Source organism: Peribacillus sp. NPDC076916 (genome assembly GCF_050269675.1).
Classification (GTDB): Bacteria; Bacillota; Bacilli; order Bacillales; family DSM-1321; genus Peribacillus; species Peribacillus aracenensis.
The window spans coordinates 609,859-636,854 of sequence record NZ_JBNNIU010000003.1 but is presented as its reverse complement, the minus strand read 5'-3'; the positions used below and the strand labels follow the sequence as shown (position 1 = coordinate 636,854).

Genomic DNA, 26,996 nt, shown 5'->3' with positions numbered 1-26,996 from the left:
TCCTTCATCTTCTCCGATTCACGCCATCCAGCTTGACCGGCTCCGCTAAATATTGAATTCTTTCCATTATCCTGGCCGCCTTCACTTCTTCCTTCTCACCGCGCTGTGAAAAGGTTAGGTGGTTCTCCAGGCCATTCAGGTCAAAATTCGAAGTGAAAAACGTCGGCAGGTTTTCCAGCATCCTAAATTGCAAAATCGGACCAAAAACCTCATCGCGTCCCCAGCTCGTCATGGACTCCGCTCCAATATCATCCAGCATGAGGACAGGGGCAGTTTTCACCATCTCAATTTTTTCATTGACCGTATTATCACCGATCGATCCTTTAAGTTCCCGCAAGTAGTCAGGGACATAGACAATAAGGGAGGAAATTTGCCTTTCTGCAAGTTCATTGGCAATCGCACCTAATAAGTACGTTTTCCCAACACCGAATTTCCCATATATATATAAGCCTTTTTGCATTTTACCTGGCTCATATTCCATAATGAACGACATCGCCTTACTTAAAACGTCCAAGCGTTTGTTATCATTATCCGTTTGGGTAAAGTCCTCAATGGTCGCCTTTAAAATATCCTTCGGTACATACAGGCTGTGGATCAATTTTTCCCGTTTCCGCTTTTCATCCTCTGCCAACTTCCGCGGACAGATTTCATAATTCAGGTTCAGGGCCTTCCCTTGAACCACCAATTTGGGATAATACCCTTGCATCATATTGATACAGCCATTCAAGCTTGGACATTTATCACATTTATTGCTTTGTGAAGTGAACTCATAAAGCTTCCCCAAATTTTTATCAATCATTTCCTTCGTGACCGTCGAACTGTTGGCATTCAAAAATAACCGCACTTGTTCGTCTTCAAAAATCTCCTGTTTCAGCTTTTCATAACGCTGTTGAAATTGGTTTGTATTGGCCAATTTATTAAGGGATCTATTAATCTTTTCCATCGTTCATTTCACCTCCTGCTTTCCACTGCTTCCATTTCTCCTGAAGCTCGCGTTTCTGGGCATTCAATTCAGGCTGATCTGCATTCTGCTCCTGCTGTGCTTCTTCTTTTTTCTCAAGCCACTCCGGAACCACTTCTTCCCGTATCGCCTTTTTCCGGCCGCCCTTCGCAGCATTCCTGCTTCCTTGAGCCCAGTCCTGATATTTCCTATGTTCATTTTTAGCCAGTTCCATCGCCTCGACGACCGTAGAGACCTTCAGCCGTGCCCAATGGCCTGCCAGCTTTTCCACGTAGCCCTTCGTGAACTTCATATCCGTTTTGAGCATGACGTATTCAATCAAGACATTGACGACACCCGGATTCAGCTTTTGATTGATCATCACTCCCTCAACCACTTTCAGATCACCGCTTGATGGCTCTGCACCTCCAGACAATTGCATCAGCCGCTCCCTCGGGGAAATCGTCTCCAAATGACGGATTAACTCTTGTTCCTGTGTTTTCGGTTCTTCTTTTTGTGTCCGTTCACGAATCGGCTGCACCCGATTGACTAGGGAAGGCATATCTGCCTGCCGTTCGATCTGATACCAGTCCCTTGCCGCCTTTCTGAGCACTTCCTCATCGATTTCATCATCCAATGAAACGGCATCCATTACTAGTTTTTGCATTTCCAGCGGATCAATGCCATATAAAAAAGCAAGTTTGGCAATCGTACTTTTTATTTTCGGAGTAAAGGCCTTTTTCGGTACGATCGAAGATTTCATCCCGGCAAGTAAAAGGTCAAAATCAAATAAGTCGTCAAACCCCGATGGCTCGACGCCTTCCGTCCGATCGATGAATTGCTGCTCAGGCATCGGTTTCCATTCGTTTTTCGCTTCATCGGTTACATATAAAGAGTCCAAATGATCTGATGAGAATACTTCCGCAAAAGATTTAGTCACACCTTCATATTGATCGGTTAAGATATGATCATCACAAAAGAATCTCTTTAACCGGTTGAATTGCGCTTTGCCGATTTTTTTGTATAAGTAAATATTCAGCATTCCATCCGTGAAAAACTGCTGGGGTGAAAGCGGCGGGTTTAACTCATAGATGAATTCCTTCGTTTCATTTTTCGATTTCTTATATACATTCAACAGACCAATTCCTTCAAGTAAAAGGCGTGCTTCGTAAATATCACCTAACTTAAGGCCGATGGTATTCATTAATTGATAATGTGAGGAGATTTCCGACCATAGCCTGTTTTCCTCCAGCTCACTCCATAACGTCATATATAGGCTAATGCAGATAGGTCCAATAAGAGGTTGATATAGTCGGGTAAGTATTTTCCGATCATAATCATGAAGCAGCCCCGCAGATGAGACCAAATATGAATCCGCTGGGAGCAATTCTTGCCAATGCATTGACATCTCCATTCAAACCTTTCAAAAGATGTAGTGAAAAAAGAGCCAAAGTGAATCTTCAGCTCTACTTTCTTTCTTTATTTATTAAATCTTTCAATTCATCGATAAAGACATTGATATCTTTAAATTGTCGATAGACGGATGCGAACCTTACATAGGCAACCTCATCGACTTCCGCCAGCTTGTCCATTACCATTTCGCCGACATTGTCGCTTTTCACTTCCGATATGCCCTGGTTGCGCAGTTCTTTTTCTACATAACTGGTAATTTGCTCTAGTTCCTTCAAGGGAACCGGGCGTTTTTCGCAAGCCCTGATTAAGCCACGCAGGATTTTATCACGACTGAACTCTTCCCGTGTCCCGCCCTTTTTCACTACAATAAGCGGTGTTTCCTCCACCTTTTCAAATGTCGTGAATCGAAAACCACATGCCTCGCATTCACGGCGTCGTCGAATCGATTTACTTTCATCGACTGGCCTGGAATCGAGCACTCTTGTTCCGTTATATTGACATGATGGGCATTTCATCATTATCAGCTCCGTATTTTATGTAGGACTCCCCTATCTAAATGTTCCCCAAGGATTTACTTCTCTATCTTAATCTTATATTAAAAGGAACGGCCAGTACAAGTAAAAAGTGTAACTTCCAGCAGCAGGCACTTTTGTTCCGCCCTTGGAGCACCTTTGTCAAGGTCTTTGTGCTATAAGGCAATCCATAGCTATAATGTGAAGCAGGCTGCCGATTCATTGCATTAAAAAAGAGATGCACCCATGGCATCTCTGTGTATACGTGTTTTTTATAGGGCACTTATATTGGCTTTTTTCATTTGTACAGGACCTAAACCACGTGGTAATTCTATGTTTTCACGTGTTTGCGCATTCAAAGCTTCTGCAATATAATCTGCCGCAATATTCGGATCCAAGTTACCGCATGTATAGACATCGATGCTCGCATAGCCGTGTTCTGGAAAACTGTGAATCGTTAAGTGTGATTCAGAAATGATGACAACCCCGCTGACTCCTTGTGGAGCAAATTTGTGAAAGGCAACTTCCCGTACCTCTGCACCTGATTTCAAAGCAGCATCAACAAAAATCTTTTCAATTAAATCGATATTGTTCAGTTTTTCAAAGTCACAACCCCAAAGTTCAGAAATGACATGTCTACCCATTGTTTCCATAGTGTAAGCTGTTTCCATATTAAGCTTCCCCCTTACCATGATTTAAAAATAAGTTCTGATAACTACCACGGGGGAAAGTTAGTCCAAAGAGGTCCTAACCCTTTAAGTAGCCATCATGCAAACCGCTTTTGAAGAAGTTCACGATTCATAGTATATATTGTTTGAATTTTTTTTGCAACTCCAAATTAAAATTTTGGAAAGATAAACTTTATATGCAATAGGGCTATAGCGAAGGTACCAATGTAAGGGAAATTCTGTTTTCCGGGTTTATTCAGCGCCCTTAAATAGCCAGGAATTGATGGGTCACTTCATTAAAAATAGCCCGCTAAAAAATTTTAGCAGGCTCAGACTATAAGCAAACCCCAATAAAGTTTGTCTATTTTTTTAATATTTGGCCGTTGATTTAACAGTAAGATCTCCTTTTACCTACAGTCTATTTAAGAAAGGAGCCAAGAAGATTAAGGACAGTTCAACTGAACCTTAGAATAGCTGCTATGTGAAAGATGAACGAACAAAACAAGTTTGCCTATTCGTTTCATGCGGCATCAAACCGCAATGGATTTGTTTTGGGGACAATGATAACAACCGTAAATACGTATGCTAGTCATATCTTATAGCCTCTAGTTTTACAAGTGATTGAGAAAGTTGGAAAACCAGGAGCAGTAGCCGCATGTAAAAGAAAACATGATATGCGTGGGGTCACTATTCTCTATAACTGCTCCAAATCCAAAAAAGGTTTCGGATTGTGGCCATTTTGAAACCTTTTTGTCTACAAACTGAGCCCGCTAAAAAATTTTAGCAGGCTCGATTTCTTTTCATTATTTTACTGATAGTTCGACTTCGGAAGTTTTTTTCAACTCGGATCCCACCAATTTCACAAGGTCCACTACCCGGTTGGAGTAACCCCACTCATTATCATACCATGCAAGGACTTTCACTTTCCTGTCCCCAATCATCATCGTCGTCAAACCATCGATGATTGCAGAGTGAGGATTCGTTTTGAAATCACTGGAAACTAAAGGTTCCATCGTGAATTCCATAATTCCTTTGAGTTCATTTTCTGAAGCATCGATGAAGGCTTGGTTCACTTCATCAATCGTGACATCACGGTTTAAATCCACAACAAGATCGACTAGAGATACGTTAGGTGTCGGTACGCGGATCGCCATTCCATGAAGCTTGCCTTTTAATTGCGGCAACACTAGCGAGATGGCTTTTGCAGCTCCTGTGGTCGTAGGAATCATGCTTTCCGCAGCGGCACGGGCACGTCTTAAGTCTTTATGCGGGTTATCGATATTATTTTGATCATTTGTATAAGAATGTATCGTTGTCATTAAACCGTTGTTTATGCCGAATTTTTCATCAAGCACTTTTGCAACCGGTCCAAGACAGTTGGTTGTACAAGATGCATTGGATATGACGAAATGCTTGTCAATTTCCAGCACTTCCTCATTTACACCCATTACAATGGTAACGTCTTCATTTTTACCCGGCGCTGATAAAATAACTCTTTTTGCCCCTGCATCTAAATGAAGAGCCGCTTTAGAACGATCATTGAATTTGCCCGTAGCTTCAATTACAATATCTATGTCCAACTCTTTCCAAGGCAATAGCTTTGGATCGCGGTTATTTATTAGTTTTACTCGGCGGCCATTCACTACTAGTGAATCATCTTCCGCTATAATGATACCGTCGAATTTACCATGTATCGTATCATATTTTAGTAAGTGTGCTAAAGTTTCAGCTGGATAGCTTGCATTTATGGCAACAATGTCCAAACTCTCATCTAATATGGCCTTTCGGAAAACCATTCTTCCAATTCTCCCAAACCCGTTAATCGCTATTCTTGAATTCATTGTTCGGACCCTCCAGAAAATATTAGTGTTATACTTATTACCTTCCACATGTAATTAGTATAACATAATTCAGAGGAATTGTGCTAATAAAAATGCGGATTGTGTTTATTTTTTCAACACAAAAAGAAGAAACCTGGTGGTTTCTTCTTTTTTATCATAATTATATGACATGCCATTCGCGAAGTATGGACTTCACTTGCCTTTTCGTTTCATTAATGTCCCCATTATTGTCGACGACGGCATCCGCTAAAGCCTTTTTATCGGCCAAAGGCATTTGCGAATTGATCCTGGCTAGTGCCTCCGTCTCCGAAAGACCATTCCTGTTCATTAATCGCTGCAATTGAACTTGCTCATCCACATAGATCAAAAGCGTCTTTTCCACCATGAATGTCAGCTTACTTTCGAATAGGAGCGGAATATCCATGAACACCGTTTCTTCCCCTGATGATAGTGCCTCTTCCGTTTTGAGGCGCATCCATTTCCTGACGGCAGGGTGCACGATGCCATTCAATAGCAATCTCTTTTCCTGATCATTAAATATGATCGACCCGAGCTTTACGCGATCTATACCCCCATCCGGCAATAAGATATCTTCACCAAATGCCTTCACAACTTGATGATAGGCTTCTTCACCCGGCTCAACGACGGCACGGGAAGCCAGATCTGCATCGACAATCGTGAATCCGAGTTCCTGTAAATAAAGGCTGACGGTGCTTTTCCCACTGGCGATGCCCCCGGTGATTCCAATGATTTGTCCCATAAGCTCCCCCTTTTAACCATGTATCATAACTTGAATATCCCGATGATAATCAACAGTACACCTGGAAGAAAAGTCAATTGCTGTACAACTTTATTATTTGAAAGCAATTTCCCGCTTTGAATCCCGCTCCAAATGAAAATTGAACTCATAATAGCGATGCACCCTGCAAGGATAATCGGTGAAATGCCGATCATAGCCGCACCAACTCCGGCCCCGAACGCATCCAGCGAAAGTGCAAATCCCAGAACAAGCGCTTCAACACCCGTAATCGTACCTGATTTATCAAAATCGGCATTCAATGGTTTTTGTAAAATATTAATGACTACCCCAAGTGATTTAATTTCAAAATTAAAGATGATCTTTTCATGATATCTATCATCTTTCAAATCTTTTTCAGGCTTAAAATACTGGTATACCATCCAGGCACCAAGGAAAATGAGGATGATGCCACCCGTTTTTTCAGCCGCCCCGACCGATATGAGCTGACTGATGAATTGTCCGATGACCATCGCAATACCTAAACTCAATGCAGAACAAAACGAGATGACCGCTATTGACCTTAAGGGGATTTTCATCTTCCGCATACCGAATGTCATACCTACGCCAAATCCGTCAATACTAACTGCAAAAGCGAGAAAAATAATTTGTAGCCACATCGGAATAATACTCCTTCCCTACTCGTTGCTACCCTAGTATATGGATGGAGCCCATCCGATGTGTTTGAAAAAACATTCCCTATTTTAACGGCTGGCATGACGGGCAAATATGTGTGCCGCGTCCTGCAACGACCAGTTTTTCAAGTGGCGTGCCGCATGTTTTGCAGTTCTCGCCTTTTCGTCCATAAACATTAAGTTCCAACTGAAACATGCCGATTTGCCCTTGGGAATTAATGTATGAACGAATCGTACTCCCGCCTTTTTCCACAGCTTCACCTAACGTCGCGATGATTTCTGCATGCAACGTTTTGATTTCCTGCAACGAGAGTGAAGAAGCGATTCTCTCCGGATGGATACCGGAACGGAATAACGACTCGTCTACATATATATTCCCAATCCCGACGACAACCGTTTGATCAAGGAGAACGGGTTTGATTTTCCTGTTGGTTCTTGCCAACTTGCTACTTAGCCCCTCGACAGTAAAATCTTCAGACAACGGTTCAGGCCCTAAATGCAACAGTGGCAGCCGCTCAAGTTCTTCCCCTTTGGCAAATAGATGCATCGTTCCGAATTTCCGGACATCCCTGTACCTGAGTTCACTGCCATCCGTGAAAGTGAAGATCACATGGGTATGCTTATCATAAGGCTCTTCTTTTGGATGCACGCCGTATTTTCCTTCCATTCTTAAATGCGAAACCAACGAATAATCATCCAAGGTGAAAATGAGGAACTTGCCCCGACGACCTATTCCCGTAATCGTCTGTCCCCTTAAAGCATCCTGAAACTGTTCGACAGGTTCAGGCGCTTTTATGATCTTTGGCCAGAAGACTGACACTTCCTTGATTTCTTTTCCGAGCACGAGCTGCTCTAACGTTCTTCTGACTGTTTCCACTTCTGGAAGTTCTGGCATTGCAATCACCTATCTTTTATTATTTGGCATCAAACCATGTTGGCCCAAAAGCATAATCCACTTTAAGAGGCACGTTCAGTTCAATGGCATTTTCCATTTCCTCCGGAACGATCACTTTAAGGATTTCGAGTTCCTCGGGAGGCGTTTCAAAAATCAATTCATCATGCACCTGAAGAAGCATTCTCGTTTTAAGACCTTCCCGTTTCAGGCGCTTATTCATGTTTATCATGGCTAGCTTGATGATATCTGCGGCACTGCCTTGAATCGGCGTGTTCATCGCTGTCCGTTCGGCAAAGCTCCTGATGTTGAAATTCCTGCTTGTTATCTCAGGTATATAGCGCCTTCTTTGCATCAGAGTCGTGCTATATCCTTTTTGACGGGCCTCATGTATGCTTTCTTCCATATATTCCTGAACACCAGGAAAGCTTCTTAAATACTTCTCGATGAACTCTCCCGCTTCTTTTCTCGTGATGCCGAGACTTTGCGATAGCCCGTAGTCACTTATACCATAAACGATTCCGAAATTGACCGCTTTGGCATGGCGCCTCATGTTCGCCGTGACTTGCTCTGCCGGTACGTGGAATACATCCATGGCTGTCCTTGTATGGATGTCCATCCCGGCCTGGAATGCTTCCACCAATCCGCTGTCATTGGCGATATGCGCCAGGACGCGTAACTCGATCTGTGAGTAATCGGCAGCAAAAATGATCCAATCCTTTTCGGAAGGAATGAAGGCCTGCCTGATTTTCCTGCCTTCTTCCAGTCTGATCGGGATATTCTGCAGATTGGGATCTGTAGAACTTAACCGGCCGGTCTGGGTCAACGCTTGGTTGAACCGGGTGTGCACCTTGTCCGTTTTGCCATTGACCACTTTAAGCAGCCCTTCAATATAAGTTGATTGCAACTTACCAAGCTGGCGATACAGCAATATCTCCTTAACGATATCATGCTTGTTCTCCAGTTTTTCCAGCACATCGGCTGAAGTCGAATATCCTGTTTTGGTTTTCTTCATGACTGGAAGCTCCAGCTTTTCAAACAGGATGGCCCCGAGCTGTTTAGGTGAATTGATATTGAACGCCTCTCCAGCCAAATCAAAAATTCGGGCTTCGATGCTTCTTAAGCGAATGGCTAACTCCTGTCCCATGTTTTTCAATCGGCCTATATCCACCTTGATTCCCTGCCATTCCATATTGGCCAGAATGATCGACAGTGGCAGCTCCAGTTCCGTAAATAGGTGAAATTGCTCGAACTCTTGCAGCTTATCGATCATCGGTTCTTTCAGAGAAAGGATTGCCTTCGATTTTCTGGCGATATGCTCCCTCACTTCCGCTTCCTCAGGTATTTTGCGTTTTGCACCTTTTCCATAAAAAACATCATCTGTTTCAAGACGGGTCGTACCTTGAGTTTTCGTAATTTCTGCCACTTCGTCCACTGACTCTGCGGGATTCAGGATATAGGATGCCAAAAATACATCAAAATCGATGCCTTTTATTTCGACTCCCCGATGACGCAGTGCCACAACCGTACGCTTCGCATCGAAAACCGTTTTCTTTTTTGTTTCATCCTCTGCCCAGGATTTAAATGCCCCGGAACTCAGAGCATCATCCCCATTGAAGTAAAAATTACCTTGTTCATTACTGATGGCGATTCCCCTTATATCGGCATGATGATAATTATCTTCTAAAATCTCAACATATAAGGCACTTTCATCGGCAAACATTGCTTCTGTCATTTCGGACGTGTGCACTTCTATCTTCTCCTGTTCAAGCGGTGCACTTTCCGTTACATCCAATTTATCGAGCAAAGTCGAAAACCCAAGCTCCTTATAAAATGAGATGACTCGATCCTGATCCATGCCAGTGTACTCGGTCTCGTTTACGGAAACTTCAAGCGGCGCTTCCCTCGTTATCGTAGCCAGCTCTTTGCTCAATAGGGCCAGGTCTCTATGTTCTTCTATTTTCTCTTTCAATTTTTGTCCACTTACCTCATCAATCGACTGCAGAAGGTTTTCAACCGTTTCGAATTGATGCAATAATTTAAGGGCAGTCTTTTCACCTACACCCGGAATACCGGGAATATTGTCGGAAGCATCTCCCATCAACCCTTTTAAATCAATGATTTGTAAAGGGGACAGGCCGTATTTTTCATGTATATGCTTTGGAGTGTATTCCTCGATTTCAGTAATCCCCTTTTTCGTGATGGAAACCGTCGTACTAGGGGAGGATAATTGTGTTAAATCCTTATCACCTGAAATGACCTTCACTTCAAAACCATCTTTTTCCGCTTGTAAGGACAGCGTACCGATAATATCATCGGCTTCGTAGTTCTCCAGTTCATACCTTTTTATTTGAAAACAATCAAGCAGTTCGCGAATGAAAGGGAATTGCTCCGACAGTTCTGGGGGCGTTTTTTGGCGTCCACCCTTATATTCTTTAAATGATGCATGTCTGAATGTCGTTTTACCCGCATCGAATGCCACAAGTATGTGCGTTGGCTTTTCTTCTTCAAGAATGCGATTGAGCATCATGGTGAATCCGTAAACGGAATTCGTATGGACCCCCTTATCATTATTCAAGAGCGGAAGCGCAAAAAACGCACGGTACGCAATGCTGTTTCCATCTATAAGTACTAACTTTTTATCCAAATCCGTCTTCCTCCAGTCATACAGGTTTATGTAATTATAGCTTCTATATAAAAACGCAAAAAAGCCGTTCATTTTCTTTCTCTATTCTACCATGAGTAGAAGCGGAAAGAAAAATGACGGCATCAAGGTTATTTAGTATTTCCCATTAACAGGCTGGCATAAGGGGAATCCGAAGGCAGAACGATGACCGTTTGATCACCAATCGTTTTTTTGTAGGATTCAAGAGTCCGGTATAGTTTATAGAATTCGGGGTCTTTGGAAAACGACTTATTATAGATTTTCGCTGCTTCCCCTTCACCTTCAGCCCTGATCACTTCTGCATCAGCCTCTGCAGTAGAGAGCAATTCTTTCACTTTCCGATCAGTATCCGCAATGATACGGTTTTTCTTCGCATCACCTTTGGATAAGTATTCTTGCGCTTTCGATTCCCGCTCGGAAATCATCCTCTTGAAGACGGATGCTTCGTTTTCGGAGGGCAAGTCAGTCCGCTTTATCCGGACATCCGTCAAGCTGATTCCATAACTGTCCTTTTGCAGCAGATCGTTGACTTTTTCGGTTATACGGTCGTTTAAACTTCCCCTTGATGACTTCTCATCATTGATGATCTCGTCATAATTCAGCTGGCCAAGCTCAGAACGAACTGCCGAATAGATGAACTCTTCCATTTTCGTTTCGGCATTCTCTAGTGTCCTTGCATTTGTAATCAATTTCTTCGGATCTTCTATTCTCCAAACTGCATAGTTATCGATCAGCATCCGCTTTTTATCTTTCGTATTGATTTCCGCTTCGGAAACATCAGAAGTCATCTGATACTTCGGCAAGGTCATGATACTCTGTATGAATGGCACCTTCGCCTTCAATCCCGGTGTCTTATCGATTCTTACCACCTCACCGAATTGTCGGACGACTTTGTATTCGCCCTCTTTGACGATATAGACATTGGTGAGGATGATTAGCAGCAACGCGATAAAAATAATCAGGAAAATGCCGATTCTCACATAGCCCCTCCAATGAAAATCCCCTTTTTTCAACTCAGAGAAATCTATTATTTTTCCGCTCATTGTTTAGTGCCCCCTTCCCCTGTCGCTTTTTCTTCCGATGCATTCGCTTTGTTCGTTTCTTCTTCAGGTATAGCGGCTTCATCGGAGGCAGGAGTTTTTTTCGTTTCCTCCTTTTCAAGCGAGCGAAGCGGCAAGTACTTCATGGTGTTTCCATCATCATTCATAATATAAATCTCTGCATTCGGCATTACTTCCTCAAGGGTTTCAATAATAAGGCGGTCCTTCGTAATCCCCTTATTGCCCTTATACTCACTAAGTAATTTTTCAAAGACCGCTACATCCCCGCGGGCTGCTTCCGTACGGGCAGCTTTATCCCCATTAGCCTGTGAAATGAGGGCATCTTTTTCCCCCTCCGCTTCATTCATACGTTTATTTTCATATTTATCCGCTTCGTTGATTTTCGTATTCGCCGTTTCCCGGGCATCCGTTACATTGGTAAATGCTTTCCGCACTTCTTCATTCGGTAACTCCACGTCCTGGAGTTTAACCGCAGATATGGAAATGCCGACATCATATTTCTCCATTAGCTGTGATAATAAATCGCGTACATCCGCTTCGATTTGCGCTTTACCGGATGTAAGGGCATCATCGATTTTCGTGCTGCCGATAATGCTCCGTAATGCAGCTGAAGTCGTATCGTATAATATTTTTTCTGGATCCTCTGCATTGTATAGATATTTTGGAGGGTCGGTGATTTTCCACTGGACCACCAGGTCGGCCAGCACAATATTTTCATCACCCGTAATCATTTTAGTCTCGCTCGGGTAATCCTTCACCTCTCCATCCTCTTCCTTATATCCAAATTTAAGACTGAATGTTTCTTTAGATAATTTCTCGACGGATTGAATGGGCCAAGGCAGTTTAAAGTGAAGCCCTGGTTCCGTTATCGTTTGCTCCACTTTACCAAACGTCATGATGACAGCTTGATCGGATTCATCAACCGTGTACCAGGTCGATATCGCAACTACACCTAAAATTAAAATAAGAAAGACAAGTCCTGTGATCGTATATATCCTTTTTAAGCTAACGATATGTATCACCCCTTCTTTGCAGTTATATCTTATTTACGCAAGGAAGGGCCTAAAGTTTCATAAAAATCAAATATTTTTCCAGGAAAATAGGATAGAGGAATCGCTCCTGGGAAATATAGACAAAATTAAAAGACAGAGACTATGTCTCTGTCAATGTTTAACTCCTTGGATGAGGGGTTATAACCATTGTACCCCTGCATTATGAAGTCCGTTTTAAGGAATTGTAAAGGACATGTAAATAAGAAACCCGCTACATTCCTTTTAAGCTTTTATTTAATGTGACTGTAAAAGTCGTCCCGGTTCCAGGTGTGCTTTCCACATTGATTTTACCTTTATGGACTTCTATTATATGCTTGACGATTGCCAGTCCAATGCCCGTTCCTCCTGAATCGCGGCTCCTCGCCTTATCGATCCGGTAAAATCGTTCAAAGATCCTCGGCAGTTCTTTTTCTTCAATGCCTATTCCGCTGTCTTGCACTGCTATATCGACCGTCTGTTCATTTTCAATGATATCAACGGTGACCCTGCCGCCATTTGGTGTATAGGTCAATGCGTTCGTAATCAAATTGATGAAAACCTGCTTGATCCTGTCAGATTCCCCTTCAATGAATACTGGTTCCGGTGATGTTTTAATTTCAAGGGATACATCTTTATCTTTCAGCTTGCCTATAAGCATCTCTTGTATTTCACCAAGCACTTTCGTAATATCCACGACCCCTGCGTTTAAAACGAACTCCTGTTGCTCCATTTTGGATAAATTCAGAAGCTCCTGAATGAGTTCCTGCAGCCGATCACTTTCTTTCAGGATAATCGATAAAAAGTGTTTTAAGGTCTTTTCGTCCTTTAAGGCGCCATCCAACAATGTTTCAGAAAATCCTTTTATAGAAGTGATCGGGGTTCTCAATTCATGGGACACATTAGCCACGAAATCCTTCCGCATCTGCTCGAGCCTTTTCAATTCGGTGATATCATGGAAAATGAGGAGGATCCCCTTCCATTCATCATGATTCCCGATAATGGGAGCCCCATAAATCTCAAAATGCTTACGTTCTATGGCAAGAGGTATTTTCACCTGTCGTTTAATCGTCTTTTCCGTTCGAAAGATTTCTTCGATGATGGCTATGACTTCCTGATCTTTAATGACCGAATAATATTCCTGAAACAAAAACGTAGCGGAGTTCACACGAAAGCTTTTCTTGAATTCCCGGTTGATTAATGTAGTGTACCCTTTACTGTCTATCAGCAAGACACCACTACCGATGTTTTCAACAAGTGTTTCCAAACGATCCTGATTCATTTCCCTCGCTATCTCTGTTTCCTGAAGATTCCTCGCCAATATGTTCAAGGAAGTTGTCAGCATTCCCGTTTCGTCGGAATGTCGCCCGAATGTCCTGGTTCCATAATTCCCTTTTGCCAGTTCAATGGCCGCCATCGTCGCCTCCTCAATTGGACGCGTATAATATGAAGTGATTTTGCTCGCAAGCATGAGAATGATGATCAAGGCAACCCCTAAACAAATGATCAATATTTGCCACATTTGTTTATTCACTTGATTGATGGCCTCGATTTCATTGCTATGTACGACAAAGCCTTCAATCTTTCCATCCTTTTCAATCGTCTTCCAATAATAATGGAGGTCCGATTCGCCTTCGACCACTTCATACCCTTCCCCTTGCTTAAGCCCTTTTTGCAAAGTTATTTTACGAAGGACATTGGCATGGCCTTTAAATATTTCATTGGATGATGTCGAATCGTATAATATTTCCCCATTCGTGGAGAGAATGGTTAAATTCGAATCTAAAAGGGGTGTCAGTTTTGCCGTCTTCCCTTTTTCCAAAAAGGAGTCAATCCCGCCATGCTCCTGAATATATGTAGAAATGAAAAATGTTTCGTTCTTTATACGGTCATTGAACGTTTTAATATAATAGCTTTTAAACAAGTGTCCTAATAAAAAGCCCACGGCCATCAGGACGACCATCACCAGTGTGATGAGGGTAAATAAGAGCTTTTTACGATAGGTCGTCATTCTTTTTTAGGCTCCTCAAGCTTATACCCCAAGCCCCTTATCGTTTTAATATATAAAGGTTTTTTTGTATCTTTTTCTATTTTTTCTCGAAGATGGCTAATATGGACATCGACGATTCGTGAGTCTCCCGCGAAATCATAATTCCAAACCGCACTGAGCAGTTGATCCCTAGTCAGCACTCTTCCTTTATTCTTCGCCAGATATAAAAGTAATTCAAATTCCTTTGGAGTCAATTCTAATTGCTGTTCATCAAAGAATGCTTCGTAACGTTCCGGAAACACTTTCAATTCCCCTAATTTCAAGAGGCCATCTTCCAGATCCTGACTTGAATCACTGCCGTTAGCTTGTAACTGGGATCTTCTTAAAATAGCTTTAATCCGGGCCACTACCTCCCTAGGACTGAATGGCTTGGTCAAATAATCATCCGCCCCTAGTTCAAGTCCCAGCACCTTGTCAAATTCATCGTCCTTAGCTGTCAGCATCAAGATCGGTATATTGATTTTTTGCTGGCGAAGCTGCTTACATACTTCAAGCCCGTCCATTTTAGGCAGCATCAAATCTAATACCACTAAATCAGGGCGTATATCCACGGCAGCCTCCAGCCCTTGTTCTCCATCCAAAGCTGTGATCACCGAATAGCCTGCTTGTTCTAAATTGTACTGAAGTAAGGTAACTATTGATTGTTCATCATCCACTACGAGAATTTTCTTTGACATTAGATCCTCCTGAATTATGTATTACCCAAAAGACCAACTTCTTGGTCTACTCATCCAATTCCATTATAAAGAATATTATATGAAATTTACACATAAAAAAAAACGGAAAGTTAGTTATTCCTTATCTTCAGCAGGGAGTTCATAAGTTTCCATGACTTTTAAAGCGAAAAAAACCGTCCGGAATCGGAAAAAGACCATGGCCTTTTCTTCCTATATCCGAACAGTCTGATCATGATCACTTATTGAAGGACTTGCATTACTGCTTTAACTGATTCAACTGATTTTGAAAGTGCCGCTTTTTCGTCTTCAGTCAATTCCAGTTCGATGATTTGTTCAATGCCCTTTGCACCCAGAACAGTCGGCACTCCAAGATAGATACCTTCAAATCCATATTCACCTTCAAGATAAGCGATGGACGGAAGGACGCGACGTTGGTCTTTAAGGATCGCTTCAGCCATTTCCACTAAAGATGCTGCTGGTGCATAATAGGCGCTTCCGTTTCCAAGAAGGTTGACGATTTCCCCGCCGCCAGTTCGGGTACGAGCCACGATTGCTTCTAGACGATCTTGAGGGATCAATGTTTCCAAAGGAATCCCTCCTGCATAAGAGTAACGTACCAATGGAACCATATCATCTCCGTGTCCGCCAAGTACGAAGCCAGTTACATCTTTAACCGATAAGTTTAATTCTTGAGCTACGAAAGTACGGAAACGAGCTGTATCAAGCACACCTGATTGTCCGATAACGCGTTCTTTAGGGAAACCTGATTCTTTGTAAACAGTGTAAGTCATTGCATCTACAGGGTTAGTCAAAACGATGATGGTTGTGTTAGGGGAATATTTAACGACTTCTTTTGTTACTGATATCATAACTTTTTGGTTAGTTTGAACTAAGTCGTCACGGCTCATGCCGGGTTTGCGGGCAATTCCGGCAGTGATGATCACTACGTCGGAATCAGCAGTTTCTGCATAGTCGGATGTACCGATGATATTAGCATCGAAACCTAGGACAGGTCCTGCTTCCGCCATATCAAGGGCTTTACCTTTAGTAGGGTTTTCAGCTTGCGGGATATCAACTAAAACGATATCGCCTAGTTCTTTTTGAGCGGCTAAGAATGCTGCTGTAGCACCAGTGAATCCAGCACCTACAACTGTGATTTTTTTACGTTTAGACATGTTATTTCCTCCTTAAAATATATGAATACTTTTGGAATACTTTTAACATCCTCATGAAATATAAGCTTCCTGGAAAAGCAGCCCATTCAGGCACTTTTCCAGAAAGCATGTAATGAATTATTTAAGGTTTTTGATAAGCTCGTCTGCGAACTCAGAACATTTAACTTCCGTTGCACCTTCCATTAGGCGGGCAAAGTCGTATGTAACAACTTTAGAAGCGATTGTTTGTTCCACTGATTTAGTGATGCTGTCTGCAGCTTCGTTCCAGCCAAGGTGCTCAAGTAAAAGAACGCCTGAAAGAAGAACTGAAGATGGGTTAACTTTATCAAGACCAGCATATTTAGGAGCCGTTCCATGAGTTGCTTCGAAGATGGCATGTCCAGTTTCGTAGTTGATGTTTGCTCCTGGAGCGATACCGATTCCGCCAACTTGTGCAGCAAGTGCATCAGAAATGTAATCTCCGTTTAAGTTCATTGTTGCAACAACATCAAACTCTTTAGGACGAGTTAGGATTTGTTGTAAGAAGATATCAGCAATAGAATCTTTAACGATGATTTTGCCTTCAGCTTCAGCAGCAGATTGTGCTTTGTTAGCAGCTTCAGTGCCTTCAGCTTCTTTAATTTGATCATATTGGTTCCAAGTGAACACTTTCTCGGCGAATTCTTGTTCTGCAACTTCATAACCCCAAGTTTTGAATGCGCCTTCTGTAAATTTCATGATGTTACCTTTATGAACAAGAGTTAATGATTTACGGCCTTCTTTGATCGCATAGTTAAGTGCAGAGCGAACAAGACGTTTTGTTCCTTCTTCAGAAATTGGTTTAATACCAATACCAGAAGTTTCAGGGAAACGAATATTTTTAACACCGAATTCATTTTGTAGGAAATCGATTAATTTTTTCGCTTCGTCAGAACCTTTAGCATATTCGATACCAGCATAGATGTCTTCAGTGTTTTCACGGAAGATGACCATGTCAGTGTCTTCAGGACGTTTAACTGGTGAAGGTACACCGTCAAAGTAACGTACTGGACGTAGACATACGAATAAGTCCAATACTTGACGCAATGCAACGTTCAATGAGCGGATTCCGCCACCGATTGGTGTTGTAAGAGGTCCTTTAATAGCGATTAGATATTCATTAATGACATCAAGAGTTTCTTGTGGAAGCCATTCGCCCGTTTGGTCAAATGCTTTTTGTCCAGCTAAAACTTCTTTCCATTCGATTTTCTTTTCGCCATTGTAAGCTTTTTCAACTGCTGCGTCTAAAACGCGGGATGCTGCAGCCCAGATATCAGGACCGATTCCGTCTCCCTCAATATAAGGAACGATTGGATTGTTTGGTACGTTAAGAGCACCGTTAGTAACTGTGATTTTTTGGCTTTGTGTCATGTCTCTTACCTCCGATTCAAATTCAAAGGTTAGATGGCCTGCCATTTAATGGGGCAGAACCACTAACCTTTTTTACTCACATCTATTAATTTACTACAAATTCGATGAAATAAAAAATGATTTTTCGAAAAAACTTTTAATTAGCGGTTTTCAATCGGTACGTATTTTTGCATACCTGGCCCAACATACTCTGCACGCGGACGGATAAGGCGGTTGTTTGAATATTGCTCAAGGATATGAGCGATCCAGCCTGAAGCACGGCTTACAGCAAAGATTGGTGTAAATAGGTCATGCTCGATACCTAAACTGTGGTATACGGAAGCAGAATAGAAATCCACGTTCGGCGGAAGATTTTTTTGACCGGTTACGATTTCATGAATTTTGATGGACATATCATAATATTGCGGTTGTCCAGTAAGTTCAGTCAGTTTTTGTGACATTTCTTTAAGGTGCTTAGCACGAGGGTCACCTTTACGGTATACACGATGGCCAAAGCCCATGATTTTTTCTTTATTGGCTAATTTTTCGTTGATATATGGCTCAACGTTTTCAACTGAACCAATTTCTGTAAGCATTTTCATGACTTGTTCGTTAGCTCCGCCGTGAAGAGGGCCTTTTAAAGCGCCGATGGCAGAAGTTACGCCAGAATAGATATCAGATAATGTAGCCACACAAACACGTGCAGTGAATGTAGAAGCGTTTAATTCATGGTCAGCATGAAGAACCAATGCTTTGTTGAATGCTTCTTCTTCGATTGCCGTTGGTTCGTTACCGCTTAACATATATAAGAAGTTAGCAGCAAAGCTTAAATCTGTACGTGGAGCAACAGCTTCTTTCCCTTGACGGATGCGAGCGAAAGTTGTTACCAATGTAGGGATTTTTGCTTGGATGCGGATTGCTTTACGATAGTTAGCATCTTCACTCATTACATCTGCTTCTTCATCATAAAGACCCAGAAGAGATACTGCAGTGCGAAGAGCTCCCATTGGATGTACTTTATCGATTGGGTATGTTTTGAAGTGATTAACCACTTCAGCTGGAATTTCAGCATTTTCAGCAAGTTGTTGAGTTAATTCTTCTAATTGGCTTTTGTTCGGAAGAGCTCCGTGCCATAAAAGATAGATTACTTCCTCGAATGTTGCGTTAGAAGCTAAATCATCGATGTCATAACCTACATACGTTAATGTGTCATCGATGATGGAGCTTACTGATGAAGTTGTAGCTACCACACCTTCAAGACCTTTTGTTGCTGTCATACTAAATCTCTCCTTTTCCTAAATATTCCCCTATGCCCTTGCTATTAGCGTATAAATATAGCGCTTCCAAGAAATTAGCTATTGTAAACAACCATCTATTTTTTAGCAGAAGACATACATCTTGTATTGGAAGCGTTCACAGAATAGGACCCCAACAATAGTAAAATGTACGATAATCTTTTAAACGAAATTCTAAAAATAATGCTTGTAGCTATTCCTAGTGAGCGCTTGCTCAATAACTACATCTTTTTTTAAGATTCCTCAAAAATATCAAAGATATTCTGAATCTCAATTTTAATAAATCAGAGCAGTTACAACATTATTATAAACAATAAACACTTTTTTGGGAATGAAAAGCACTTAAAATGTGAAAAAATTATTATTTTATTAGAAAAATTAGCTACATATTCTCTTGCTTTTTTTTATGCGATCCAAAACGCTTTTTTTGAAAATTCGCCTCAAAGCAGAATAAACGAAACATTAAATAGAAAATTTCCATCTCCACAACTGACGGATTTTTCTCCCCTCTGCCACTCGCTTCATTTAAAAAAATTGAAGATCTGCATGCATAAATAAGCAATTCCCGCCCCGATTAATGGACCGACAGCCACCCCTTTGAATAAAGCGACTGCAAGAATCGTCCCAAAAACAAGAGCTGTGGTAATGTGCGGATCATGTGATAAAAGCGTAATCCCATTTTTCGCTATGAGTGCAACCGCTATTCCAGATGCAAGCGCAATCCAGGCATAAGGAGATTTTATTGCGTCTCCGAGTTCCTTGAAACCTATCGCCCCGTTTGCTATGGGTATGAGTACCGAAATCGTAATGATCGTAACGCCCAGGTTGATTCCTTTGGCTTCGAGGTATGGAAACACTTTAGCGTCAAGGCCGATCAGTTTCATGCTTAAAAGAAAACCCGCAGCCATGATGAGTGAGGTGTTTTTCCCAAACCAACCGATTGCAGCAAGCAGAATTAAAAATACGACAGGACCGTTGATCATTCTCCCTTCACCTTCTTCCTTCTGTTTTTGTTATTTTAACATAACAAACTCCCGTATTTCCTGGGAGAAAAATGATTTATGGAACGATGCATCGGCGAAAAAAATTTAAGCCGTAAGATGAAAGAATCTTTCCTTTCTTTTCCATCATCGTTACAATTATAATACAAACTTTATGATTGAAGGAGGATATGACTTGAATCCGGTTTATATGTATCGTTTCATTCGCTCTTTACTGGTCATCGGAGGGATAATTTTAGGCGGAATTGCCTTGTTTTATTTATCTAAATATACATATCCATTCATCATTGCCATGATAATCGCTTTCTTGATGAATCCCCTGGTCACTTTCTTCGAAAAGAAAGGAAGGCTGCCACGGGGGTTGGCTGTATTCGTTTCCCTTTTACTCATTTTCCTTTTATTTGCGGGCCTCATCACATTACTGGTCACCGAGATCATTTCAGGGACCAATTACCTGGCCGGTGTCATCCCGAAACATATTGAAACCATCGTGGATTATATAGAAACATACATCGCGTCCACCGTCATCCCTTTTTATAATCAAATAGCAGCCATGTTCAATAATTTGGATACCGAACAGCAGGACACAGTCCTCAAGAATATCCAAAATATCGGTGAATCCATCACTACCGGAGTAAGCGGCTTCATTCAAGCTTTCTTGAAGAACATCCCCACAATCATCGGATGGTTTCCAACTACAGCAACGGCACTCCTTTTTACCCTGCTGGGCACTTTCTTCATCAGCAAAGATTGGGATACCTTTAACCGCATGACCGGAAAGGTATTGCCTGATAAGATTTTTGCGGGTGCCAAGCGTTTATTCAGGGACTTAAAACGGGCTTTGTTCGGATTTATCCGTGCACAATTCACACTTGTTTCATTGACGACCGTCACGATTTTAATCGGATTTCTCATTTTGGGGGTGAATTATTCAATTACCATTGCCCTGATATGCGGACTGGTCGACATCATCCCCTATTTAGGGACAGGTACGGTTTTCATTCCTTGGATCATCTTTGAATTCATTGCCGGGAATACAAGTCTTGCAATCGGTTTGTCCGTTCTTTACATAATCGTCGTTGTCCAGCGTCAGTTAATAGAGCCAAAAGTACTTTCTTCCAGTATTGGTTTGGATCCGCTTGCCACTCTCATCGCCTTGTTCATCGGCTTCAAATTGATCGGTTTCCTAGGTCTGATCGCAGGACCTGTCGTACTTGTCATATTCAATACACTCCAGCGTGCCAATGTCTTCAAGGCCATATGGATCTTCATTATCGGCGATACGAAGAAAACGACTTAAGATACTCCAGACATCTATTAGCATTCACCATTTCCATTTAAAAATCCGCCTCGGGTACAAGGCGGATTTTTGGTTTTAAGCTAAAATTATTTTGACGTCTCGAATTGTTCTGTTTCAGTAGAACCTGCAAGCGCTGTTGTGGATGATGTTCCACCAGAAACGACTTGTGCCACTTCATCAAAGTAACCAGTTCCCACTTCACGCTGATGACGTGTTGCCGTATAGCCGTCTGGCTCACTAGCGAACTCCGCTTGTTGAAGTTCTGAGTATGCAGCCATGCCGCGGTCTTTATAGCCAAGAGCAAGGTTGAACATGCTATGATTCAATGAGTGGAAGCCTGCAAGTGTAACGAATTGGAATTTATAACCCAATTTACCCAATTCCACCTGATAATTTGCAATCTCTTCATCACTTAATTTCGCTTTCCAGTTAAATGATGGGGAACAATTGTATGCTAGCAGTTTGCCCGGGAACTCTGCATGGATTGCTTCGGCAAATCGGCGAGCATCCGCTAGATTAGGTTCAGAAGTCTCACACCAGATAAGGTCGGCATACGGCGCATAAGCCAGGCCTCTTGCAATTGCTTGGTCAAGACCAGCATTCGTGCGATAGAATCCTTCTGGAGTCCTTTCGCCAGTGATGAATGGTGCATCGACCGGATCGATATCATCGGTGATCAAATCTGCAGCATCAGCATCGGTACGGGCAATCAAGATAGTCGGTGTACCCATTACGTCGGCTGCCAATCGGGCGGAAACTAAATTACGTACTGCCGTTTGTGTTGGAAGAAGCACTTTACCGCCTAGGTGACCGCATTTTTTCTCGGAAGAAAGCTGGTCTTCAAAATGAACGCCTGCCGCTCCAGCTTCGATCATGCCTTTCATTAATTCGAAGACGTTAAGGGAACCGCCAAAGCCTGCTTCAGCATCCGCCACGATTGGAGCGAACCAATCGATATCATCTTTTCCTTCAGCAAAGCTGATTTGGTCTGCACGCTGAAGTGTCTGATTAATGCGTTTAACTACTTGCGGCACGGAGTTGGCTGGATATAAACTTTGGTCAGGGTACATTTGCCCTGCGATGTTAGCATCTGCCGCCACTTGCCAACCGCTTAAGTAAATTGCTTTTAAACCAGCTTTCACCTGCTGCATGGCTTGGTTACCAGTCAACGCCCCTAATGCATTGATGAAATCCTCCGTATTCAATAGATTCCATAGTTTTTCAGAACCACGGCGCGCCAATGTCTGTTCAATATCGATGGAACCCCTTAGTTTAATAACTTCTTCGGCCGTATAAGGACGCTTAACACCAGTCCACCGTGAGTCATTTTCCCAGCTTTGTTGTAATTTTTGCGCTCTCTCATTCATCATCATTATTTCCTCCTAATTCATCTTTTGTATTTTGAATATTAAGATAATTTTTCGTATGCCGCATTCGTTAAGAAATCTGCAAAGTCGTCCGCTTCAATCAATTGTTCAAATAGTTTAGTAGATTCTTCAAACTTTCCTGATTTGAAAGTTTCTTCCCCTACTTCCGATTTAATGACCGCCAATTCTTCTTCTTTGATTTGATGGAATAATTCCTCGGTTATTTTCCTGCCATCTTCGAGAATGCCGTTTGGATGACGAATCCATTGCCAAACTTGAGCCCTTGAAATTTCAGCGGTGGCAGCATCTTCCATTAAGTTATTGATGGGTGCCGCACCTCTGCCGCTTAACCAGGAGGCGATATATTGGATGCCTACGTTAATATTCGTCCTTAATCCTGCCTCTGTGATCGTTCCTTCCGGTACAGCCAGCAACTCTTGAGCTGTTACATGGACATCTTCCCGTTTTCGGAAAATTTGATTCGGTTTTGGGACGAGCAGGTCAAAAACCTCTTTTGCCGTGCTTACCATACCTGGATGGGCAACCCATGTTCCATCATGACCGTCTCTTGCTTCGCGTTCTTTATCCGCCTTTACTTTCGCAAAAGCCTCATCGTTCTTTACCGGATCATTTTTCACAGGAATTTGCGCCGCCATCCCGCCGATTGCAGGAGCATTACGAGTGTGGCATGTTTTGATTGCCAGTAAGGAATACGCCCTCATGTTCGGGACGGTCATCGTGACCTGCTGCCGGTCTGGGAAGATGACATCATCCGAGTGACGGAATTTCTTCAGGAAACTAAAGATATAATCCCAGCGGCCACAGTTCAGGCCTGCCGAATGTTCTTTCAGCTCGTACAGAATTTCGTCCATTTCGAATGCAGCAAGAATCGTTTCTATCAAGACCGTTGCCTTGATGGTTCCTTGCGAAATTCTTAAATCGTTCTGTGCATATACGAATATGTCATTCCATAATCTTGCTTCTAGATGGCTTTCCATTTTTGGTAAGTAAAAGTATGGACCGCTTTGTTTTTCGACCAATGCTTTTGCGTTGTGGTAAAAGTACAGTCCGAAATCAAAAATGCTAGCTGATATAGGCTGTCCATCCAATAGGACATGTTTTTCCTCCAAATGCCAGCCGCGTGGCCTTACCTTCAGGACAGCTGTTCTTTCATTTAATTCATACACTTTGCCATTTGGATTTTTAAATGAAATGGTTCCGCGAATTGCATCCCGCAGATTCAATTGGCCATCGATGCAATTCTCCCAAGTAGGTGAATTGGCATCTTCAAAGTCCGCCATGAATACATTGGCACCTGAGTTCATGGCATTGATGATCATTTTGCGATCAACAGGCCCTGTGATTTCAACCCTGCGGTCCTGTAAATCATTCGGGAGGGGTGCAATCGTCCAATCACTTTCGCGAATATGCTTCGTTTCTTCAAGGAAATCAGGAAGCTTACCTTGATTCAGTTCTTCCTGAACGCTTTTCCGCCGTTCTAGAAGTTCTTTCCTTCTTCCACTGAAATGCCGTTCAATTCTTTCAATGAATTGAAGAGCTTCCTTTGTAAGTATTTGTTCATATCCTGGCTTAATGTAGCCTGTAATTTGTAAGCCTTTTGCTTCCGTAATCATGTTGCCTCTCCACATCCTTTCCAAATCCCCTATGTTATAATACAGTTGTTTTATTTCTTGATTGTATTATATAACACGTTGTATAAATTTGTCACCAGTTTTTTCTAAAAAATCTAAAAAAAGATTTTTAAGCATGGAAAAGCCTGATTTACCAATGTTCCAAAGGATTAATCTTTAAAATTCCTGTTATTATACACTTTTTCAATCTCGTGGAATTCATCATTTAATGATGAAACAGGCAAAATCCGATTAACCATGTAATTCTCATTTCATTGTTAATCAAAAAAAGCATCCTATAAAAAACTTGGATGCTTTTTTTGACCTTTTTTCCAGACCAAAAAAGGCTGCCTAAAAGCTTTAGCCTTTAGACAGCCTTATATTATTTATGCTGAATGATGGTAACTTTCCCTTTATTCATCCTGTTCATGATAAACCGGATTACAATCGGTTTGAGGAGTTTCCGGGTTGGCGGAAACACAAGGATCAATCCCATGATATCCGAGATGAGCCCAGGGGACAGCAACAGTGCAGCTCCGATAAAGATACAGATTCCATCAATGATTTCATTTCCTGGCATCATTCCGTAACGAATCTGTTCCTGTGCCTTTTTCCATGTTTCCATCCCTTGCCGTTTAGCCAAATAGGCCCCGATCAAACCTGTGGCTACAATCAGGAACAGCGTTGGCCAAAAACCAATCAGATTGCCTGACAGCAAAAGGACAATAATTTCAACGACCGGCATCGCAATGATAAACATTAAAAAATATTTCATCTACATTCCTCCTGCACAGCCCATTTCTGGTGCGGTACATCCATCTTACCTCATTTGCACGGAATCAGCCAAAATTTCGTTTACAAAACGTTGGCATGCCCATCGTAAATGACTCCGCGACCTGCATCGACTGTTATTCTATGACCATCCTTGAAAACCTTGGTCGCGTCCTCCGCCCCAACGATGACCGGTATGCCCAATGTAACTCCTACAACAGCTGCATGGCTTGTCAAACCGCCTTCTTCCGTAATCAATGCCGCACACTTTTCAATCGCCGGCATCATTTCACGGTCCGAACCGATCGTAACCAATACCGAGCCTTCCGTCACTTTTTCCAAAGCTTCCTTGGCATTCTTAGCTACAACCACTTCACCTTTCGCTGATTTCCTGCCGATTCCTTGAGCCTTCAAAAGAACCTCACCTAACACATGAATTTTCATCAAGTTAGTCGTACCTGTTTCACCTACAGGCACACCGGCTGTAATGACGACTAAATCCCCATGGGAAACTAAGCCGGAATGCAAGCTTTCATCTATTGCGGTTTGAAGCATTTCATCGGTAGTCGTCGCTTTTGGACCAATCTGCGGATAGACTCCCCAAGCCAATGCAAGCCGTCTTGAAACATGATCATTGGATGTAACCGCAATGATCGGTGCTTTAGGGCGGTATTTGGAAATCATCCTTGCCGTATGACCGCTTTCTGTAGGGGTGATGATTGCCCCGGCATTGAGATTAAGCGCGGTGTGGGCAACGGATTGACCAATAGCATCAGTAACATTATGACGGTTCACTTTGCTTCTGATTGATAATATATCCCGATAATCAAGGGCAGTTTCAGCACGTGAGGCAATGTTATGCATCGTTTGCACCGCTTCGACAGGATAGGTCCCAGCAGCTGTTTCGCCAGAAAGCATGATTGCATCCGTTCCATCAAATATGGCATTGGCGACGTCACTTGCTTCTGCACGGGTCGGCCTTGGATTACGCTGCATCGAATCGAGCATTTGTGTAGCAGTTATGACTGGTTTCCCAGCATTATTACATTTTTTGATCATTTGTTTTTGGACTAATGGCACTTCTTCTGCGGGAATTTCCACTCCCAAATCTCCCCGCGCTACCATCAAGCCATCTGAAACTTCCAAGATTTCATCAAGGCGGTCCACGCCCTCTTGATTTTCGATCTTAGGGATGATTTGAATATGTTCCGCTCCATTTTGCTGCAATAATTCACTTACTTCAAGCACATCGGAAGCCCTGCGTACAAATGAGGCAGCAATGAAGTCAATACCCTGTTCGATCCCAAAAAGGATATCCTGTTCATCTTTCTCCGTTATGCCAGGCAGGTTAACCGAAACTCCAGGAACATTCACGCCTTTTTTGTTCTTAAGTGTACCGCTATTCAAGATCTTGGTATGGATTTCTTTTCTTACTTTATCTATCTTCAACACTTCAAGCCCAATCAATCCATCATCCAAAAGGATTTTAGATCCTGGGTGGACATCATGCAGAAGCCCTTCATAGGTAATGGAGAATTTTTCAGGTGTTCCCAGGACTTCATTCATGGAAATAATGATTTCATTGCCGGCTACAAGCTCCATGGAGTCATTTTCCATATTATTTGTCCGTATTTCAGGTCCTTTTGTATCCAACAGGATGGCAACCTGTTTACCCGCTTTTTCGCTCGCTTCTCTGATATTGCGTATTCTAGCGGCGTGTTCTTCATGATTTCCATGAGAAAAGTTAAGCCGTGCTACATTCATCCCCGCCTCTATTAATTGAACCAGCTTTTCTATACTTTCACTTGCGGGGCCAATCGTACAAACAATCTTGGTTTTACGCATGTGGTCATCCTCCTTTAAGGAAAACTGCCGCCTGTCCACCTTTTGAAGACAGAGGAGCAGTGTTT

General features: G+C 42.3%; 22 protein-coding genes. 1 reads left to right on the top strand and 21 read right to left on the bottom strand.

The window, feature by feature from the left end; all coding sequences use genetic code 11:
* Nucleotides 1–4: 4 nt before the first annotated feature.
* The 17 genes from dnaI to ACQKFG_RS12565 form a co-directional block, all read right to left on the bottom strand.
* Nucleotides 5–943 carry a primosomal protein DnaI gene (dnaI, locus tag ACQKFG_RS12645; protein WP_349727845.1) on the bottom strand — a complete coding sequence of 313 codons (939 nt, stop codon included), beginning with the start codon at nt 941–943 and terminating at the stop codon, nt 5–7.
* Entirely contained in the window at nt 930–2,342 is a 1,413-nt protein-coding gene (locus ACQKFG_RS12640) for a replication initiation and membrane attachment family protein (RefSeq protein WP_349727844.1), read from the bottom strand. The genes dnaI and ACQKFG_RS12640 overlap by 14 nt, the downstream gene beginning before the upstream one ends.
* A gap of 64 nt (nt 2,343–2,406) precedes the next feature.
* Entirely contained in the window at nt 2,407–2,868 is a 462-nt protein-coding gene (nrdR, locus tag ACQKFG_RS12635; protein ID WP_057911467.1) for a transcriptional regulator NrdR, read from the bottom strand.
* 269 nt (nt 2,869–3,137) lie between these two features.
* Nucleotides 3,138–3,518 carry an adenosylmethionine decarboxylase gene (gene speD / locus ACQKFG_RS12630; protein ID WP_034311443.1) on the bottom strand — a complete coding sequence of 127 codons (381 nt, stop codon included), beginning with the start codon at nt 3,516–3,518 and terminating at the stop codon, nt 3,138–3,140.
* Nucleotides 3,519–4,336: 818 nt separating this feature from the next.
* Entirely contained in the window at nt 4,337–5,374 is a 1,038-nt protein-coding gene (locus ACQKFG_RS12625) for a glyceraldehyde-3-phosphate dehydrogenase (protein WP_192206029.1), read from the bottom strand.
* A gap of 160 nt (nt 5,375–5,534) precedes the next feature.
* Nucleotides 5,535–6,134: a dephospho-CoA kinase gene (coaE, locus tag ACQKFG_RS12620; protein WP_427559340.1), complete on the bottom strand. Its 600-nt coding sequence runs from the start codon at nt 6,132–6,134 to the stop codon at nt 5,535–5,537.
* 23 nt (nt 6,135–6,157) lie between these two features.
* Complete coding sequence (gene ytaF / locus ACQKFG_RS12615) at nt 6,158–6,790, bottom strand: sporulation membrane protein YtaF (protein ID WP_192206031.1); 633 nt, start codon at nt 6,788–6,790, stop codon at nt 6,158–6,160.
* A gap of 79 nt (nt 6,791–6,869) precedes the next feature.
* Nucleotides 6,870–7,700 carry a DNA-formamidopyrimidine glycosylase gene (mutM, locus tag ACQKFG_RS12610; protein WP_342614270.1) on the bottom strand — a complete coding sequence of 277 codons (831 nt, stop codon included), beginning with the start codon at nt 7,698–7,700 and terminating at the stop codon, nt 6,870–6,872.
* Between the two features lie 19 nt (nt 7,701–7,719).
* On the bottom strand, nt 7,720–10,344 hold the full coding sequence (gene polA / locus ACQKFG_RS12605) for a DNA polymerase I (RefSeq protein ID WP_427559337.1): 2,625 nt from the start codon (nt 10,342–10,344) through the stop codon (nt 7,720–7,722).
* 128 nt (nt 10,345–10,472) lie between these two features.
* Nucleotides 10,473–11,405, bottom strand: a complete 933-nt coding sequence (gene hflC, locus ACQKFG_RS12600; RefSeq protein WP_076364772.1) for a protease modulator HflC — start codon at nt 11,403–11,405, stop codon at nt 10,473–10,475.
* Nucleotides 11,402–12,436, bottom strand: a complete 1,035-nt coding sequence (hflK, locus tag ACQKFG_RS12595) for an FtsH protease activity modulator HflK (protein ID WP_192207993.1) — start codon at nt 12,434–12,436, stop codon at nt 11,402–11,404. Before hflK ends, hflC begins: the two co-directional genes overlap by 4 nt.
* A gap of 250 nt (nt 12,437–12,686) precedes the next feature.
* Nucleotides 12,687–14,462: a two-component system histidine kinase PnpS gene (gene pnpS / locus ACQKFG_RS12590; RefSeq protein WP_192206034.1), complete on the bottom strand. Its 1,776-nt coding sequence runs from the start codon at nt 14,460–14,462 to the stop codon at nt 12,687–12,689.
* Nucleotides 14,459–15,178 carry a response regulator transcription factor gene (locus ACQKFG_RS12585; protein ID WP_192206035.1) on the bottom strand — a complete coding sequence of 240 codons (720 nt, stop codon included), beginning with the start codon at nt 15,176–15,178 and terminating at the stop codon, nt 14,459–14,461. Before ACQKFG_RS12585 ends, pnpS begins: the two co-directional genes overlap by 4 nt.
* Before the next feature lie 239 nt (nt 15,179–15,417).
* On the bottom strand, nt 15,418–16,353 hold the full coding sequence (mdh, locus tag ACQKFG_RS12580; protein WP_192206036.1) for a malate dehydrogenase: 936 nt from the start codon (nt 16,351–16,353) through the stop codon (nt 15,418–15,420).
* A 117-nt stretch (nt 16,354–16,470) separates the two neighbouring features.
* Complete coding sequence (gene icd / locus ACQKFG_RS12575; RefSeq protein WP_260398060.1) at nt 16,471–17,787, bottom strand: NADP-dependent isocitrate dehydrogenase; 1,317 nt, start codon at nt 17,785–17,787, stop codon at nt 16,471–16,473.
* A 95-nt stretch (nt 17,788–17,882) separates the two neighbouring features.
* Nucleotides 17,883–18,998, bottom strand: a complete 1,116-nt coding sequence (gene citZ / locus ACQKFG_RS12570; RefSeq protein WP_192206038.1) for a citrate synthase — start codon at nt 18,996–18,998, stop codon at nt 17,883–17,885.
* A gap of 539 nt (nt 18,999–19,537) precedes the next feature.
* On the bottom strand, nt 19,538–19,999 hold the full coding sequence (locus ACQKFG_RS12565) for a DUF441 domain-containing protein (RefSeq protein ID WP_034309113.1): 462 nt from the start codon (nt 19,997–19,999) through the stop codon (nt 19,538–19,540).
* Between the two features lie 193 nt (nt 20,000–20,192).
* Between ACQKFG_RS12565 and ytvI the strand changes: the two genes are divergently transcribed.
* Nucleotides 20,193–21,317 (top strand): sporulation integral membrane protein YtvI, encoded by a 1,125-nt coding sequence (gene ytvI, locus ACQKFG_RS12560; RefSeq protein WP_192206039.1) that lies wholly within the window; start codon nt 20,193–20,195, stop codon nt 21,315–21,317.
* Between the two features lie 86 nt (nt 21,318–21,403).
* Here the strand turns inward: ytvI and aceA are convergent, their stop codons facing one another.
* From aceA to pyk, 4 genes are all read right to left on the bottom strand, one after another.
* Nucleotides 21,404–22,687 (bottom strand): isocitrate lyase, encoded by a 1,284-nt coding sequence (gene aceA, locus ACQKFG_RS12555; protein ID WP_192206040.1) that lies wholly within the window; start codon nt 22,685–22,687, stop codon nt 21,404–21,406.
* A gap of 38 nt (nt 22,688–22,725) precedes the next feature.
* Entirely contained in the window at nt 22,726–24,318 is a 1,593-nt protein-coding gene (gene aceB, locus ACQKFG_RS12550; protein ID WP_427559328.1) for a malate synthase A, read from the bottom strand.
* Between the two features lie 379 nt (nt 24,319–24,697).
* Nucleotides 24,698–25,090: an FxsA family protein gene (locus ACQKFG_RS12545; protein WP_260285402.1), complete on the bottom strand. Its 393-nt coding sequence runs from the start codon at nt 25,088–25,090 to the stop codon at nt 24,698–24,700.
* A gap of 80 nt (nt 25,091–25,170) precedes the next feature.
* Nucleotides 25,171–26,931 (bottom strand): pyruvate kinase, encoded by a 1,761-nt coding sequence (gene pyk, locus ACQKFG_RS12540; RefSeq protein WP_427559325.1) that lies wholly within the window; start codon nt 26,929–26,931, stop codon nt 25,171–25,173.
* Nucleotides 26,932–26,996 lie beyond the last annotated feature (65 nt).

Excerpts from the sequence above, each read along its gene's own strand:
- ACQKFG_RS12625 (WP_192206029.1), bottom strand. The coding sequence starts at position 5,374 with ATGAATTCAAGAATAGCGATTAACGGGTTTGGGAGAATTGGAAGAATG.
- aceA (WP_192206040.1), bottom strand. The coding sequence starts at position 22,687 with ATGATGAATGAGAGAGCGCAAAAATTACAACAAAGCTGGGAAAATGAC.
- speD (WP_034311443.1), bottom strand. The coding sequence starts at position 3,518 with ATGGAAACAATGGGTAGACATGTCATTTCTGAACTTTGGGGTTGTGAC.
- mdh (WP_192206036.1), bottom strand. The coding sequence starts at position 16,353 with ATGTCTAAACGTAAAAAAATCACAGTTGTAGGTGCTGGATTCACTGGT.
- mutM (WP_342614270.1), bottom strand. The coding sequence starts at position 7,700 with ATGCCAGAACTTCCAGAAGTGGAAACAGTCAGAAGAACGTTAGAGCAG.
- pnpS (WP_192206034.1), bottom strand. The coding sequence starts at position 14,462 with ATGACGACCTATCGTAAAAAGCTCTTATTTACCCTCATCACACTGGTG.
- coaE (WP_427559340.1), bottom strand. The coding sequence starts at position 6,134 with ATGGGACAAATCATTGGAATCACCGGGGGCATCGCCAGTGGGAAAAGC.
- ytaF (WP_192206031.1), bottom strand. The coding sequence starts at position 6,790 with ATGTGGCTACAAATTATTTTTCTCGCTTTTGCAGTTAGTATTGACGGA.
- ACQKFG_RS12545 (WP_260285402.1), bottom strand. The coding sequence starts at position 25,090 with ATGAAATATTTTTTAATGTTTATCATTGCGATGCCGGTCGTTGAAATT.
- nrdR (WP_057911467.1), bottom strand. The coding sequence starts at position 2,868 with ATGAAATGCCCATCATGTCAATATAACGGAACAAGAGTGCTCGATTCC.
- ACQKFG_RS12640 (WP_349727844.1), bottom strand. The coding sequence starts at position 2,342 with ATGCATTGGCAAGAATTGCTCCCAGCGGATTCATATTTGGTCTCATCT.
- citZ (WP_192206038.1), bottom strand. The coding sequence starts at position 18,998 with ATGACAGCAACAAAAGGTCTTGAAGGTGTGGTAGCTACAACTTCATCA.
- ACQKFG_RS12585 (WP_192206035.1), bottom strand. The coding sequence starts at position 15,178 with ATGTCAAAGAAAATTCTCGTAGTGGATGATGAACAATCAATAGTTACC.
- hflC (WP_076364772.1), bottom strand. The coding sequence starts at position 11,405 with ATGAGCGGAAAAATAATAGATTTCTCTGAGTTGAAAAAAGGGGATTTT.
- pyk (WP_427559325.1), bottom strand. The coding sequence starts at position 26,931 with ATGCGTAAAACCAAGATTGTTTGTACGATTGGCCCCGCAAGTGAAAGT.
- ACQKFG_RS12565 (WP_034309113.1), bottom strand. The coding sequence starts at position 19,999 with ATGATCAACGGTCCTGTCGTATTTTTAATTCTGCTTGCTGCAATCGGT.
- dnaI (WP_349727845.1), bottom strand. The coding sequence starts at position 943 with ATGGAAAAGATTAATAGATCCCTTAATAAATTGGCCAATACAAACCAA.
- icd (WP_260398060.1), bottom strand. The coding sequence starts at position 17,787 with ATGGCAGGCCATCTAACCTTTGAATTTGAATCGGAGGTAAGAGACATG.
- aceB (WP_427559328.1), bottom strand. The coding sequence starts at position 24,318 with ATGATTACGGAAGCAAAAGGCTTACAAATTACAGGCTACATTAAGCCA.